Origin of the sequence: Paraburkholderia tagetis, assembly GCF_022213065.1 — a bacterium.
GTDB lineage: Bacteria > Pseudomonadota > Gammaproteobacteria > Burkholderiales > Burkholderiaceae > Paraburkholderia > Paraburkholderia tagetis.
In genome coordinates this window covers 1-14,138 of sequence record NZ_JAKLJA010000017.1, presented here as the reverse complement: position 1 = coordinate 14,138, position 14,138 = coordinate 1, and the positions used below count along the sequence as shown (strand labels likewise).

Sequence of the window (14,138 nt, the reverse complement as noted above, 5' to 3'; positions counted from 1 at the left end):
ATAGAATCGGCCATCGATCGAATTGAGCAAATAATCATGACCCAGCCCGTCACCCCGTCCACGCAGGCGCAAGATGACTCGACCAGCCTCGAGGCCCACGGGTTCCTGAACCACTCGTATGACTCGCTCGACGCGCTGCTTCTCGGCCTCACGCACGCCGACACCGCGCCCGCTGCCGAGCACACGGACGCGCCCGAAGTCACGATCGTCGGCCAGGCCGACGCGTTCCTGCCCGCCCATCTGTTCCTCTGATCCGCCTGCCGATATATAGGCCGCACCACAGGCCGCACCACAGGCCGCGTCGTCGGGAGCGCCGTTGCAGCACGCCCGACATCACGCTCACACCAGCAGTTGCGTGAGCGATTGTGCGTAGACCCGCGCAATCGACTGCCAGTCCCCGTTCTCTTCCACCCAGCTGCGCGCCCGGCGCTTGAGCGCCTCGCGCTCGTAAGGCGCGAGATCGAGCATGGTGCGAATGCCCAGCGCGAAATCCTCGCCCGTGGCCCGCACGTACTGCTGGCCGTTCTCGAAGCCGATGCCCCGCACGCCGAACTCCGTGCTCACCACGGGCACGCCGGCCGCTGCATATTCGATCAGCTTGAGGTTCGTACCCGAGCCTGACACGACCGGATTCAGACCGATATCGCAGACATCGAGCCAGGCCGCCTTTTCCGCGTCGCTGACCACATCGGCGAAGCCGACGTTCGCGGTGCGCTCCCAATGACGCACTTCCCCGCACACCGAACCCAGCAGCAGGAAATGCACGTCTGGCAGTTGCGCGGCGGCCTCAATCACGACGCGCGCGGCGTCGATGTTCGGGCCGTGCGCGCTGCCCATGAAGAGCGCGATCGGCTGCGTGACACCCAGCTCACGGCGGCGGCGGGCCACGCGCTGTGCTTCGCGGTAAGGCGTGTTGTCCACGTCGATGCCGTTCGCCACCACAATGCCCCGGCCGAAGCGGGCATCGTTCTCGTCGCCGTACAGCGCCCGCAGTCGCTCGAGATCCTGCTTCGAGCACGCGCTCACGAGCGCGGCCTCGCGCACCGCGCGGCGCTCGAGCTCGAGCACGCGGTCGATCGCCCACTGATGCTGGCCGTAGATGTCGGCCTTGAGGTCGGCCTCCACGTTGTGCGCCTCATAGACGTACGGACAGGACGACACCTCGCGCAGTGCCGGCAGTGCGTACGGATGCGAACAGACCATCACGTCGCTGCGGCGGGCAAGCGCGTCGATCGCTTCGAGCCAGCGCGGCACACTCGCCGGATAGAGCGCTGCCGTGAGGTCTTCCGCCGAGGCGCCGAGCATGTCCCGCAGATGCAGCGCCTCACGTTCGAACGCTTCGGACTGCGGCACCAGCTCCTCGGTGAAACCTGCCGCGATGCGGCGCATGCCAGCGTCGTGGCGGCCCGAGAGATTGACGAAATGCACGTCGAATTGATCCGCGAGACGCGAATAGAGGCCGAAGAGCCGCAGCTTGCCGCCGCTCACCACGGGCGCGATCGGGTAGGTGTTGAGCACACCGATCAACGGCTTCGCGGGTTCGGTCACGACCGCCGGCGCCGCCGGGTTGCTGCTCGCCTTCGCGCGCTGCGCGGCGCTCGCCCCAGGCGAATTGCGAGGCGCGAGGATCAGCGCATCGCATAGCGCGTTCCAGTCGAGCTGGCGCGCGCGCTCCTGCGCAAGGCGCCCCATTTCGGCTGCGGCCGCGCGGTCGTCGCACAAACGCCGCATCGCCTTGCCGATCGCCGTCGCATTCGTCGGCACGATGAGGCCGGTCCTGCCGTCTTCGAGCAACTCGGTCGGACCACCCGAATCGTTCGTGGCGATCACGGGCTTCGCGCACAGCATCGCCTCGAGCGTGATGAGGCCATAGTCCTCGTCGCGCGGCACGAACGGCACGCAGATCGCGCGCGCATATTCCTTCACGAGCTGCGCCTCGGGCACGCGGCCAAGAAAATGGATGCCCGGGTAGTTGCCCGCAGCCGCGCGCAGGCGCGCCTCGTCCGTGCCGCCGCCCGCGATGTGCAGCGGCACATCGGGGCCAAGCCCGCTCGCCTTGTAGCCTTCGATGATGAGATCGATGCGCTTGGCCGGGTCGAGGCGGCTCGCGCTAAAGATAGTTTCCTGGGGCCCAGCGCCCAGGCCCTTCAGGCCGGTCGGATGGTGATGGACCGCCACGCTCACGTTCTTCGGGAAGTAGCCGTCGCGCGCGGCGACCACATCCGAAATCGCGGCGTAGTGGGCGATCCTGTCGGTGCGCATCGTCACCGCGTCGAGCAGGCGGATCACGGCGCGCGTCACGGGGCCAGGGAAGGCCCAGCACGGTGAAGCGGGGTCGCGGCGGAACGCGGCATCGAGCGCGTCAATCAGCTCGTCGAATTCGACGTCGTCGGCGCGATAGTTCGTAAGCGCCTCGACAATGCGAGAAGGCATGCCGAGCACACGCAGCGCCTCGGGATCGACCTGTGTGGGCATGTCCTGCGGGTAGCAGTCGTAGAGCCCGCGCAGCGTGTGCTGGAGATAGACCACGTGATTCGGATGGCGGACCGCCCATGCCGGATACTTGGTGCTGATGACCATGTCGAAGTGGCTCAGATCCAGCTCCGAGAAACGCCGGTAACTCGAAAGCAGCTCGCCCAGGTTGCGCTCGTGGCTCGGCAGCTTGACCAGTTCGGCGAGCACACCGGGGCGCGCGTTGAGCGCCTCCACCAGACCCCACCAGAGATTTTCCGCGCCGCCAATCACGAACGGGACCGGGCTAGGGGCAATGACACAAATTTTCATGGCTAATTAGTTATAGCTGCGGGTCAACGTTTGCACGACGCGATCCCACGTGATTCCGGCACTCGCGTAGGCGTCGCGCGCGCGGCGGCCCGCATCGGCGGTCTTGCGCGCGTTGGCGGCAATCCAGTCCAGACGCGCAGCGAGCGCCTGTGCGTCGGCAGCTTCCACCCAGCCGGTGTCCTCGTGGCGCACGAATTCGAGTGGGCCACCCGAGTCGCTGCAGGTCACCACGGGTTTGCCCGAGAGCATGGCTTCGAGCGTGATGTAACCGTAGTCCTCGTCGAACGCCGGGAACACGATGGCCTGCGCGCGCGCGTAGAAGGCGCGCTTCTCGGCTTCGCTGATGTGCCCGATCAGCGCCACGCGATCGCCCACGCCGTGGCGCTCGACGAGCTGTGCGAGCGCGCCGCGCTGGCCACCATCGCCGGCAAGCACGATCTTCAGCGGCGAGCGCATGTGGCGCGCGGCCTCGATCACGAGATGCTGGCGCTTGAGCGTCTCGAGGCGGCTCGGGAAGAACACGTAGTCGAGCGCGTCTTCGCAGTAGAACTGCTCGGCCTGCGCGGGCGGATGATAGAGCGGCGTCGCGCTCACGCCATTGAACTCGCGCAGACGCTCGGCCACGCGCCGCGAGTTGGCGAACACCGTCTTCGCCGCGCGCAGCACGCGGTTATCGAAGGCAATCACACGCTCGCGCAGGTCGGCGAGCTCAGTCGTGGCCTTCGCGGGCTCATACAGCTCGTACACGGCGCGATGCTGATGCATCACCCAGACGCGGTGATCGGGATGCGCGACGCCATAACCGGGAAACTGCAGGCTCAGGACCTGGTCGATCGTTACGCCGTTCGGCTGGATCAGGTCGATCTCGCTCGCGTGCGACATGGCGCGCACGATGTCCGCCTCGGGCGAGAACCGGAACGGCAGGCGCAGCAACTCGACTTCGTGGCCCGCCGCCTGCAGCGCGTTCACCACGCCCGCAATGTGATAGTTCGCGCCCCCGTGCATGAACGGCACGAGGTTCGCGGTGACGAGGATCTTCACGCCTTGACCTCTTGCGGTGCGCCCTTCGTGCCGGTCACGGCGAAGTCCTGCGGACCGCAGAGATGGCCATTCACGCGCGCGGTGAGCGGGTCGTCGCCAGGCACCTTGGCCTCGTGCGGATACGGGCTGCTGCGGATGATGTCGATATTGCCGAAGCCGTGATGCTTGAGCAGGAACGAGATGGCCGTGGGCGTGACCGGATTGCGGTGCGTGAAGTCGTGATAGAAGGTGTGGCTGCCCACCAGCACGTTTTCCGGGTTCGGTGTCTCGAACAGCACCGAGCCGCCCTCGGCGAGCACGCGATGGCTTTCCTGCACGACCGCGTACAGATAGTCGAACGGCAGGTGCTCGATGATGTGAAACCCGGTGACGGCCCCAACCGACCCCGCTGGCAGGCTGCGCAGGAACGTGAGCGCATCCACGCAGCGCGCGTTGTGGCCGTTCTTGAGGCACGCGTCGGTCATCACGCGGTTCGCGTCCACGCCGATCGCCGACTTGCCGCGCTCGCCGACAAACGACAGCCATTCGCCGCGGCCGCAGCCCACGTCGACGACGTCGTGCTTCAGCCCGCTTTGCGCGGCCACGCGCTCGCTCACCCACGAGTCGTAAATGGCAAGCTTCGCGAGAATCTCCTCGCGCGAGCCGCGGTTGGCGTCCTCGAATGCGAGGTAGTACGCATCGATGACCTCGGGCGGCACCGGCGACACCGGCGTGAGAAACACCTCGAGCGCCTCGATACGGTGACCCTGGCCCGCGATCGTCACGTCACGCTGCTGCATGCGACGCTCGAGGTACGTCGCGTGCTGAAAAAGCGACGGACCGAGTTGCTCGAGCTCGGCGCGCGTGGCGCGCGCATCCATACGACGTGCGATGCGCGCGCCCAGTGTGCGAAGGCCGAGCTTGCCGAGCACACCATGCACGAGCATGGCCGCCACGCCCTGCTTCACGCGTGAGAGCGGCACACCCGCGCGCCGCCCCTCGGGCGAAAGACGGATCCTGCCCGCGATGACAAGACGGCTCGTGCCGCGCGCGAGCTGCGCGCGAAAGTTGGCGCGGCCGGCAGCGTCGGCTTCGCGATGCAGGAGGCGGCGGTAGACGCTGTCGATGAACTCGTCGTCGGTGCCGATCATGAACGGGTCGTCGCCTAACCGCACGGGCACGGGCACGGGCGTGTGATTGCCATGTGCATGAGCGGGCGCGCCGCCCGCGTTCACCGCTTCGGTGCGTTGGGCGTGCACCGCCGCTTCGGCTTTGACGCGCGCGATCAGGGCGTTCAGGACTGCGTTAGTCATAAATTTCTTCGGCTGGGGACAATGAGGCCGGCATGGCGGCATGCTGTTCGAATCTCACCGGGACATAACAGAGGCCCGAGAACGGCGAGTGCAGGAAGCCCACGATCTCGAAGGTCGCGGCGGCATCCCACCAGTGCTGGCAGTCGTGCACGTGCGTTTCGTCGGAATGGATCGCGACGGTCAAGGTGTATTTGCCGGGCGCGAAATTCAGCGGCAGCGCGAAGCGGCAGACTGCGCGCGAGCCGCGCTCGAAGCGCACCGGCGCTTCGAGCAGCGCGGTGTTGGTGCCGAACACGTCCTGGCCAAAGCGGTCGCGCACGAGAATACCCACGGTGAGTGAAGCGTCCTGATCCGATTCGCACTCCACATCGATCGTGACGGGCTCGCCCGAGCCGAAGCGCGTGCCCGCGCCATGTCGGCCGGCCATCGACACGCTCGCGATGCGGGTACGCAGCGCGCCGTAATCGCCCTCGTGCAGCGGGGTTTCGCGCTGGGAGCCTGCCTCCACGCCCGCAATGTGTCGGTAGTAATTCTGTGCTGCCTGGTCGGGTGCGCCGTCGTAGTCGATACGGCCGTGTGCGAGCAGCAGCGCGCGGTCGCACAACAGCTTCACGGAGTTGATGTCGTGCGAGACGTAGAGGATCGAGCCGCCGCGGTCGCGGAATTCCTTGATGCGCTTGAGGCACTTCTGCTGGAAGCGCGCATCGCCCACGGCGAGCGCTTCGTCCACGATGAAGCAGACCGGATCGGCGTGGATCGCCACCGCGAAGCCCAGGCGCATCACCATGCCCGACGAGTAGGTGCGCACGGGTGCGTCGATGAACTCGCCGAGCTCGGAGAACGCCACGATCGAATCGAAGCGCTCCTCGATCTCGTCGCCCGTCATGCCGATGAGCCGCGCATTCACGGCAATGTTCTGGCGCCCCGTGAGCTTGCCGTCAAAGCCGGTGCCGAGCTCCAGCAGCCCGGTGATGCGGCCGTTGCGCGCGATGCTCCCCGCATCGGGTGTCAGCACGCCGCTCACGAGCTTGAGCAGCGTGGACTTGCCCGCGCCGTTCTGGCCGAGCACGCCGATTGCCTCGCCCTGCCTCAGCTCGAACGAGACGTCGTCGAGCGCCTTGTGCAAGCGATGGCGCTGGCGCTTGAAGAGGCCCTCGACGAGCCGGTCAGCCGTGCTCCGGTAGATGCGGAACTGCTTCGAGACATGCTCGACCTTCAGCACCGGCGCGCCTTGCGCGATTTCGGCGGTCATAGCGTGTTCCTCATTTCCGAGTCGAGGCGCTGGAGCAAGCAGCGCGCGATGGCGAGCATGATGCCCGCGGTGCCGCACAGCGCGATCAGCTCCTTGAGCGGCGGCCATTGATTCCAGACCACCACGCCGTGCACCGCGTCGACGGCCCAGAAAATCGGACTCAGATGCAGCCAGCGCGCCGCCCACGGCGGCAGAATGGCCGCGAGATACACCACCGGCGTAAGCCAGAAGCCGAACTGCAGCAGGATGCCGAGCACATTGCGGATGTCCGGCAAAAACACGTTGAGCGTGGCGAGCACGATGCCCACGCCGTAAGCGAAGCCGCTCAGCAGCAAGGCGATGAGCGGCAGGATGACCCACTGCACGCCGATCGGATGGCCGACGACCAGCAGGAACACAGCAAAGAACCCCATCGTGATTGCGTAGACGACCCATTCGGTCAGCACCACGTAGAGCGGCATCGTCCACAAATCGACGGCAATCTTGCGGATGAGATGCGACTTCTCGCCGTAGACCGGAGTCACGCGGCTTAAGATATTCGCGAACATATTCCACATGAGCATGCCGCCGATCAGGTACACGGTGTAGAGATACGGATCGGTGTCCGCACCGAGGCGCGCTCGCATGAAGCGCGAGAACACCGTGCTGAACAGCACGATGAACGCAAGCGGTTGAAGTAGCAGCCACGCCGCGCCGAGCGCGTTCTCGCGGTGCCGGTCCACGAGGTCCTGGCGCGAGAGCAGCCAGATGTGGACGAGGCGGGTCCTGAAATCGTTCATGTCTTTACCGGGATACGCCGCGCCGGTGCCCCGCGCGCGGATTCAATGCAGCGTTAGTCCGCCACCTTGCGGTAGACGGCCAGCGTCTCGGTCGCCGTGCGCGACCAGCTGAACTCGCGGGCGCGCTGGGCACCTGCATCGCCCAGCCGCGCACAAAGGGCATCGTCCTCGATCAGCTCGCGCATGGCTTGCGTGAAGCCGTCCACGTCGGCGGGCTCGCAAAAGAGCGCAGCGGGGCCCGCGACTTCGCGCAGCGCGGGCGCCGTCGAGCAGAGCGCGGGTACGCCCGAGGCCATCGCCTCCAGCACCGGCAAGCCGAAGCCCTCGTAGATCGACGGATAGACGATCGCGCGCGCACCTGCCGTCAAAACGGGAATGTCGTCATCGGACACGTAGCCGAGCTTGCGTACGGTGCCGTCCGCGAGCGAGGCGGCGAGCGCCGTGTGGAGCGACTCGGTGAGCCACCCTTCCACGCCGATCAGCGCAAGCGGCATGGCACGGCGCACCGCCAGCGGCAGGCACAGGTGAGCGGCAAGCGCCGTTTGCAGATTCTTGCGCGGCTCGAGCGTGCCAACCGCGGCGAAATAGCCCTTGTGCGCGAGCTTGTAGCGCGCGAGGACCCGCGCGGTCTCGGCGCGCGTATGCGGCCGAAAGCGCTCCGTCACGCCGTTGTAGACGACATCGATCTTGCTCGCGTCTACGGGAAAGCACTCCATCAGCTCGCGCTTCACGAACTCCGAGACGACGATCACGCGGTCAGCGTGGCGCAGCGCCCTCGGGAAATTCGCACGCAGATGCGCGAGCCGGTGTTCCGGATGACAGTCCGGGTGACGCACCCATGACACGTCGTGCACCGTGGTCACGGTCGGCCCGCGAAAGCGGAATGGAATGAAATTAGGGTCGTGGTAGACGTGCGGCTTGCGCTGGCGGCGCAGCCCGGAGTCGAAGCGGTACTGCTCGACGTGCGGCATGAAGCGATAAACGCCGGGCACGTGCGTGCGCGCGAAGCGCTTGAGGGCGCCCGCGAACGAGGTACGCATCGAGGCGCCGGCGACAGGCGCGCCCGCCGCCGTCATGCCCTCGGCGCTGCCGCCTGCGATCGTCGACGACCAGTGTGTGCCGTAAAAGAGCCGCAGGCTGTGGCCGCGCTGCACGAACTCTCGTGCGAGATGCGAAGCGTACTGGCCAATCCCCGTGAGCGGCGTGAGCAGCGCGCGGCCCCCCATGGCGATTTCGAGCGGCGCGCCCGCCGTGAATGTTTCGCTCATACCTGAAATTTCTGTTTTTGTCTGTGCGTTTAGGCTGCGCCAGTATCGGGCGAAATTAGGCTGATTGATGTGACGGCCATCACATTCCACAGCCAGGCGATCACTCAGAATTGGCGCCGTCATCAAGGGGAAAACACCGCCTGAGAGACCAGCTTCACCACAAGGCGGCCAATTTTAGGACCGGATAGCGTGCGGGGCCGCGCGGTATCGGTAACGGAAAGATGAATAAGAAGATCAAGCTACCGACGAACGAGATCGTGCAGGCGCTGCTCGGCTACCGCCGCGTGTTCCGCACCGTTGGCGTGTTCAGCATGCTCATCAACCTGCTCATGCTGGTGCCCTCGCTCTACATGCTGCAGGTCTACGACCGGGTCCTGCCCAGCCGCAACGGCATCACACTGCTCATGCTCACGCTGATGATGCTGGGCATGTTTGCGCTGATGAGCGCACTCGAATATGTGCGCAGCTTTGTCGTGATCCGCGTGGGCGGCAAAATCGACATGCATCTGAACACGCGGGTGTACACGGCGGCGTTCGAAACCAACCTCAAGCAAAATGGCGTGGCCGCGAGCCAGCCGCTCAACGACCTCACCACGATCCGCCAGTTCGTCACGGGCAACGGGCTCTTCGCCTTCTTCGACGCGCCGTGGTTCCCGGTCTATCTGATCGTCATCTTCATCTTCAACGTCTGGCTCGGCCTGTTCGCGCTGGTGGGCTCGGCGCTGCTCGTCGTGCTGGCCGTCGCCAACGAGCGCATCACGAAGCGCCCGCTCGCCGAAGCCCAGCAAATGTCGCTGCGCTCAACCGCCCTCGCCACCAGCAACCTGCGCAACGCGGAAGTGATCGAGGCGATGGGCATGCTGCCTACGCTGATGGCGCGCTGGTCGAAGCTGAACACCGGCTTTCTGCTCCAGCAGGCGGAGGCGAGCGAGAAAGCGGCGCTAATCGGCAACGTCACCAAATTCGTGCGCATTTCCCTGCAATCGCTCGTGCTCGGCGTGGGCGCGCTGCTCGCCATTGACGGCAAGGTTTCGGCCGGCATGATGATCGCCGGTTCGATCCTGATGGGGCGCGCGCTGAGCCCGCTTGAACTGGTGATCGGCGTGTGGCGCCAGTGGAGCGGCGTGAAAAGCGCTTATGAGCGCCTTGTCGAATTGCTCGAATCGAATCCGCCGCGCCGAATCGGCATGAGCCTGCCGGCGCCGGAAGGCCGCGTCACGTTCGAAGGCGTCACCGCCGCGCCTCCCGGCACGCGCGTGCCGGTCCTGCAGGGCCTGACGTTCTCCATCGACGCGGGCGACATCGTCGGCATCATCGGGCCGAGCGCCTCGGGCAAGTCGACGCTCGCGCGCCTCATGGTGGGCGTATGGCCGGCCGCCGTGGGCACCGTGCGGCTCGACAGCGCGGACATCTATCAGTGGGACAAGGACCAGCTCGGCCCGCATATCGGCTATCTTCCGCAGGACATCGAACTGTTCGGCGGTTCGATCGCGGAGAACATCGCCCGCTTCGGGCAGATCGACTCCGAGAAAATTGTCGAGGCCGCGCGGCTTGCCGGCGTGCACGAGATGATTCTGCACCTGCCCAATGGCTACGACACGCTGGTGGGCGATCGTGGCGCCGGGCTCTCAGGCGGCCAGAAACAGCGTATCGGCCTTGCACGCGCGCTCTATGGCAGCCCTTCGCTGATCGTGCTCGACGAACCGAACTCCAATCTCGACGAAGTCGGCGAAGCCGCGCTCAGGCAAGCCATCGAGAATCTGCGCGCCGCCAACCGCACCGTCGTGCTGATCACGCACCGCACCAACATTATTGCGGCGACGACGAAGCTCATGCTGCTCGTCGAAGGGCAGTTGCGCCTCTTCGGCCCGACACCGCACGTGCTCGCGGCCATCCAGCAACCCCAGGCGGCGGCCGCACAGGCAGCAGCGGCAGCAGCGGCCGCACAAGCGAGCCAGGCGAAACCCGCCGGCAACGCATCCATCGGCAACGACGCAGAAGTTCCGGCCTGATCCGCAGAGTCATCACATGTTCAATTCCGCAAACAAGAAAGCCGCGGCGCCCGCGATCGAGGTGCTCGGCGGCTCGCTGCCGCCCACGCTGAACACCGACGAAACCCGTTACGTCAAGATCGGCTGGGCCATCGTGATCGTAGGCATCTGCGGCTCGTTGCTGTGGGCTACATTCGCACCACTAAGCAAGGGCGTGCCGGTGGAAGGCACCGTGGTCGTCACGGGCAACCGCAAGGAAATCCAGCATCCGACAGGTGGCATCATTAGCGAGATCCTCGTGCACGACGGAGATCGCGTGAAGGCCGGTCAGGTGCTCGTCAAGATGAACGACGTGCAGGTACGTGCTCAAGCCGACTCCGTGCGTGCGCAGTACCTGAGCGAGCTTGCCGTGCGAAGCCGCCTCACTGCTGAAGCTACGGGCGCGAAGACCATCACGTTCGCACCCGAGCTGCTGCAGGCCGAGCAGGCACACAATCAGCAGGTCATCGACGACATGCAGTTGCAGACGCAACTGCTGCAAAGCCGCCGCCTCGCGCTGCAATCGGCCACGGCGGCGCTGCGCGAAACGGCCGCGGGCTATAGCGCCCAGCTCGCCGCGAACAGCCAGTCGCGCACCTACAAGCTCGCCGAGCAGCAGGCCCTCGGCAACCAGCTCGAAGGCATGCGCAAGCTGGCGGACGAAGGTTACGCACCGCGCACGCGCCTGCAGGACCTCGAGCGTGACAGCGCGCGCCTCGACGGCGAGATCTCCGGCCAGGTCGGCGCAAGCGGACAGTTGGCGAGCCAGATCGCGGAAACGCGCCTGCACATCCTGCAGCAGCAAGACGACTACATGAAGGAAGTGCGCACGCAGCTCACTGACGTCCAGCGCGATACCGAAGCGCTGCGCAGCAAGCTCAACATGAGCGACTTCGAACTCGCGAACGCCGAAGTGCGCTCGCCAGTGGACGGTACGGTGGTGGGCGTGAACGTGTTCACGAACGGCGGCGTGGTCTCCGCCGGTGCGAAGCTCATGGAAGTGGTGCCGAGCGGCGAGCCGCTCGAAGCCGAAGGTGAACTGCCGGTGAACCTCGTGGACAAGGTGAAGCAAGGCCTGCCCGTCGAGATGATGTTCACCGCGTTCAACCAGAACAGCACGCCGCACATTCCGGGCAAGCTGACATTTATCTCCGCCGACCGGCTCGTGGATGAGCACACCGGCCGGCCCTACTATCGCGTGCGCGCGCAGGTCACGCCCGAGGGCATGAAGATGCTCGCGAACCTGGACGTCAGACCAGGCATGCCCGTTGAGGTGTTCGTCAACGCGGGCGAGCGCTCTCTGATGAGCTATCTGCTCAAACCACTCATTGATCGCGCCCATTCGGCCCTTTCGGAGGATTGACGTGCGCGACCAGGCAATGAAGACACGGGCAGCCGCCCGCAGGGACGGCGCGCGCGCCGCCAACGCGAAAGCTACTCGCCCATTACTCGCGCGCCTCGGCGTGTCGATCGCGCTCGCGCTGGCCTCGACGCAGGCCGCGCATGCCATCGGCATCGTCGATGCCTATCAGGCGGCGCTCGAACACGATCCACAGTTTGCAGGCGCGATGGCGGACAAGCGCGCTGGCGACGCCAACGTGGCGATCGGCCGCTCGTATCTGCTGCCCAACCTCTCGGCCTCCTACGGGACTTATCGCGACTGGACCAGTACGACGAGTTTCGGGCCGCAGTTCAACAACAATACGACGTCGCAATACAACATCTATCACGCCTATGCGGCCAACGTGCAGCTACGCCAGCCGCTCATCAACTTAGAGGGTCTCGCGCGCTATCGCTACGGTAAGGCCGCGGCGCTCGCCAGCGATGCCGTGTTCACCGGCAAGAGCGAAGAGCTGATGGTGCGCGTGCTGACCGCGTACACCGACACACTCTTCGCGCTAGATCAGGTCGCGCTCGCCACCGCGCAAGAAAAGACCTTCCAAACGCAGCTCGCCAGCAACGAGGCGCAGCTCAGGAACGGCCAGGGCACACGCACGGACGTCCTCGAAACGAACTCGAAGCTCGAAATCGCGAAGGCCGACCTCGCCGACGCTCAGGACAACCTGGATAACAGCTCGCACGCGCTCGAAGCCATCACGGGACTGAGCGCCTCGCTCGACGTTGCGAGCCTCGACCGCCTGAGCGAACATTTTGAGCCGACACCGCCCTCGCCCGGCGGCTTTGAGCAGTGGCACGACATCGCACTCGACAGTAACGCCGACCTGATCGCGCAGCGCCACTCGGTGGAAGCCGCGCGCCAGCAGATGCAGATCGCACGCGCGGGCTACTACCCGCACGTCGACTTGGTGGCGAGCATCGGCAAGAACCAGTCAAACTCGCTCGACGCCATCGGCCAACGCTACTTCACGAAACAGGCGGGTATTGAAATCACGATTCCGCTCTACTCGGGCGGCATGGTCAGAGCCAGCACCGAGCAGGCCAGCGCCAACTACGCTCACGCCCAGGACGATCTGCTCGACAAGACGAACAAGGTGCTGCTCGAACTGCGCAAGCAGTACAACCTCTGCACGAGCAGCATGACGCGCATCCAGGCACTCGAGAAAGCGGTAGAGTCGGCCACGCTGCAGATCACCGCCACGCGCAAGAGCGTGGATGCAGGCGTGCGGACCAACGTCGACGTCCTGACGGCCACGCAGCAGCTCTACCAGGCCAGGCGCGATCTGGCGAGAGCCCGCTACCAGTACATGATCGCGAGCCTTCAGCTCAAGCTCGCGGCCGGCATTCTCAACGAGCAGGACCTCTACGCGATGGCGGAATGGTTCAAGCCGGACAGCGGCGCGACAGTTTCGAAGACGAGCCAGGCGCATACGCCGATGATCGTCAGCGTGAAGTGAGCGATCACGGCACGCGCGCCGGGTGAGCCTGTTAGCACGCCTTCGCGCCGGACGGTCCACGGAGGCTCCCCCCCTGCAATCCCCCGCAAACGCCGAGTTTGCGGGGGATTTTCTTTTGGCGCGCGCATGCCGCACAGCGCACGCCGCATGTTCTGCAAAATTGTGTTCTACCGCACAGCCTCCCCTCCTTGCTTACGATAAATTTCCCCCCAATGCGCATATCAGCGTAGTTCTCATCGACGGCGCCTCGAGCGTCCATTACGTGCAAGCAACGACAACTATGACGATCGGGTCACGCGCCAAGAGAAAGCCGGTACGCAACAAGAAGCCGGGCTCCGAGATGCTGGTCGCCGAGTGGACGATCGAGCATGCCCAGACGCCCGAGCATGTCAGCATTTCATTCGTTGTACGATCGAATGGCACGGATGAGCCAGCGCGTTGCGTTACCAGTCGCTTTTTGCTGCCCAGCGAAAGCGCGGCGGAACTGATCGAGGATCTCAGGGACGCGCTCGAGGGATGTGCCGCGATGGCGAGTTTGGGCGGTGAGGTCGTGTCGCCTGAGAAAGCGGACGACGGTCGTGGCGAGTACGCGGGGCTGCCGAGCAACGCCGAAGATGTCGACCCGATGTCGAATCACTTCGCGCTCGGGGCTTACGGGCTCGTGGGCAACTAAGCGTTACGGTTTCCGGCCAGGACGCGTCACGGGATAAGTGATAATCGGGATAGGGGCAGGCCTCGCGGCCCGACCCCTCCCACACCACCGTGCGTACGGGTCCGTACACGGCGGTTCGGATCGGTTGATCGACTACCGGCTAACCGAGGGGAGACCGAGAGAAC

11 protein-coding genes are annotated in these 14,138 nt (G+C 65.4%); 5 read left to right on the top strand and 6 right to left on the bottom strand.

All coding sequences use genetic code 11. The annotated features are described in order from the left end of the window. Positions 1-36 precede the first annotated feature (36 nt). On the top strand, positions 37-252 hold the full coding sequence (locus L5014_RS19955; RefSeq protein ID WP_238465475.1) for a hypothetical protein: 216 nt from the start codon (positions 37-39) through the stop codon (positions 250-252). Between the two features lie 87 nt (positions 253-339). Here L5014_RS19955 and L5014_RS19950 read toward each other — a convergent pair whose 3' ends face one another. Genes L5014_RS19950 through L5014_RS19925 form a run of 6 tightly spaced genes read right to left on the bottom strand, consistent with a single transcriptional unit; the run spans position 340 to position 8,416 of the window. Further along, positions 340-2,784 (bottom strand): glycosyltransferase family 4 protein, encoded by a 2,445-nt coding sequence (locus L5014_RS19950; protein WP_238465474.1) that lies wholly within the window; start codon positions 2,782-2,784, stop codon positions 340-342. A gap of 6 nt (positions 2,785-2,790) precedes the next feature. Next, positions 2,791-3,825, bottom strand: coding sequence for a glycosyltransferase family 4 protein (locus L5014_RS19945; protein ID WP_238465473.1), 1,035 nt, complete (start codon positions 3,823-3,825; stop codon positions 2,791-2,793). Next, positions 3,822-5,117, bottom strand: coding sequence for a methyltransferase domain-containing protein (locus L5014_RS19940; RefSeq protein ID WP_238465472.1), 1,296 nt, complete (start codon positions 5,115-5,117; stop codon positions 3,822-3,824). Before L5014_RS19940 ends, L5014_RS19945 begins: the two co-directional genes overlap by 4 nt. After that, positions 5,110-6,369, bottom strand: coding sequence for an ABC transporter ATP-binding protein (locus L5014_RS19935; protein ID WP_238465471.1), 1,260 nt, complete (start codon positions 6,367-6,369; stop codon positions 5,110-5,112). The genes L5014_RS19940 and L5014_RS19935 overlap by 8 nt, the downstream gene beginning before the upstream one ends. After that, positions 6,366-7,148: an ABC transporter permease gene (locus tag L5014_RS19930; protein WP_238465470.1), complete on the bottom strand. Its 783-nt coding sequence runs from the start codon at positions 7,146-7,148 to the stop codon at positions 6,366-6,368. Before L5014_RS19930 ends, L5014_RS19935 begins: the two co-directional genes overlap by 4 nt. Before the next feature lie 53 nt (positions 7,149-7,201). Further along, positions 7,202-8,416: a glycosyltransferase family 4 protein gene (locus L5014_RS19925; protein WP_238465469.1), complete on the bottom strand. Its 1,215-nt coding sequence runs from the start codon at positions 8,414-8,416 to the stop codon at positions 7,202-7,204. Between the two features lie 221 nt (positions 8,417-8,637). Between L5014_RS19925 and L5014_RS19920 the strand changes: the two genes are divergently transcribed. The 4 genes from L5014_RS19920 to L5014_RS19905 all read left to right on the top strand — a co-directional run bounded on the left by L5014_RS19920 (position 8,638) and on the right by L5014_RS19905 (position 13,974). Further along, positions 8,638-10,428 (top strand): type I secretion system permease/ATPase, encoded by a 1,791-nt coding sequence (locus L5014_RS19920; protein ID WP_238465468.1) that lies wholly within the window; start codon positions 8,638-8,640, stop codon positions 10,426-10,428. 16 nt (positions 10,429-10,444) lie between these two features. Beyond that, entirely contained in the window at positions 10,445-11,809 is a 1,365-nt protein-coding gene (locus L5014_RS19915; protein ID WP_238465467.1) for an HlyD family type I secretion periplasmic adaptor subunit, read from the top strand. A 16-nt stretch (positions 11,810-11,825) separates the two neighbouring features. Continuing rightward, positions 11,826-13,301, top strand: a complete 1,476-nt coding sequence (locus L5014_RS19910; protein WP_238465466.1) for a TolC family outer membrane protein — start codon at positions 11,826-11,828, stop codon at positions 13,299-13,301. Positions 13,302-13,563: 262 nt separating this feature from the next. Continuing rightward, positions 13,564-13,974, top strand: a complete 411-nt coding sequence (locus tag L5014_RS19905; RefSeq protein ID WP_238465465.1) for a hypothetical protein — start codon at positions 13,564-13,566, stop codon at positions 13,972-13,974. Positions 13,975-14,138: the final 164 nt, after the last annotated feature.